The 1227-nt window shown below is 58.5% G+C and carries 2 protein-coding genes; both read right to left on the bottom strand.

Annotated elements, in window-relative coordinates; genetic code table 11:
- Nucleotides 1–185, bottom strand: a 185-nt coding sequence (locus tag K3181_RS15870) for an NAD-binding protein (protein ID WP_425594557.1), incomplete at its 3' end; no start/stop codon positions are given.
- Nucleotides 139–1227 (bottom strand): TrkH family potassium uptake protein (locus K3181_RS15535; RefSeq protein WP_221604045.1); only part of this gene is annotated, 1089 nt, incomplete at its 5' end. The genes K3181_RS15535 and K3181_RS15870, both read right to left, overlap by 47 nt.

The following is a 1227-nucleotide window of genomic DNA, read 5'->3' as shown; positions in this document are numbered from 1 at the left end:
GTCAGGAGATCCTTGTGATCACGAACGATCTCGTGATCGGCATCAACCCCGAGCACCTCGTGTCCCATCCGCTCCAGCGTATGCGCCACGGCACTTCCGAAACGCCCAAGACCAATCACGAGCACGGGTTTGCGGGGGTCAGCCGACAATGGGGTTCTCCTCTGGGTAGCGATAGGGTTTGTCACTTCCGCCTAAAGCAAGCGCTGTCGCCGCAGTGATCGTTCCCACTCTTCCAACGAACATGAGAAAGGCGAGAACCAACAGCGCCGAAGGCGGCAGGTCAGCAGTGATGCCTGTAGACAATCCCACCGTGGCGAATGCGGAAATTGTCTCGAACAACACGTCCTGGAGGGGATGAGCCGTCACGGATGTGATGAACATGGTCGAGCCGAGGACCAGCATGAGTGCAATCGAGGCGACGGTGAGAGCCTGTCTCTCGATGGCGTGGCCGAAACGGCGTCCGAACATAGCGGCGTCGCGTCGGGATAGCACTTCGGCCAAGACGATCATGACGAGGACGAGGAAGGTGGTGATCTTGATCCCGCCGGCAGTGCCTGCGCTGCCCCCACCTACAAACATCAGGAGATAATTCAGGACGAGCGTTTCTTCGCGATACGCACCCATGTCGAGGCTGTTGAAACCCGCCGTTCGCGGCATCACCGAGTGGAAACCGGCATTCAACATCTTTGACGCGATTGGCATCGGCCCCAGGGTATCGGGATTACTCCACTCCATCGCCAAGGTCGCGACAAAGCCGAAGACCAATAAAAGCACGGTGCCAGCTAGCGTGACCTTCGAATGCAGCGTCCATTTCCGCCAGCGCAGTCCATGTCCGCGCCAGTCTTCCATCACCGGGAAACCCAGTCCGGAAATGATCACCGCCACGGCAATAGGGACGAGTATCAACCAATCGTTCTGAAAACCCATCAGGCTGTCAGAAAAGGTGGAAAACCCGGCGTTGTTGAAGGCACTTACTGCCTGAAACAGCCCGTGCCACACAGCCATGGGCCATTCCATGTGCCACCCTAGTGCGAAGCGAGCAGACAATACCGCAGCGACGACGAGCTCGACCGACAAGGTGATCCCCAGGATCATCTTGAGCAAGGAAGGGGTGGCGAGAAGATTGAGCCGGCTTCGTTCAACCTGGGTGGCCATGCGGTCGCGCAAGCCGAAGCCTCTTCCTGCCATCAGCCCCAGCAACGTGGCTGCCGTCATTATCCCAAGGCC

Source organism: Qipengyuania mesophila (genome assembly GCF_019711655.1).
Classification (GTDB): Bacteria; Pseudomonadota; Alphaproteobacteria; order Sphingomonadales; family Sphingomonadaceae; genus Qipengyuania; species Qipengyuania mesophila.
The sequence above is the reverse complement of the archived record's forward strand: the minus strand, read 5'-3'. Positions and strand labels throughout refer to the sequence as shown.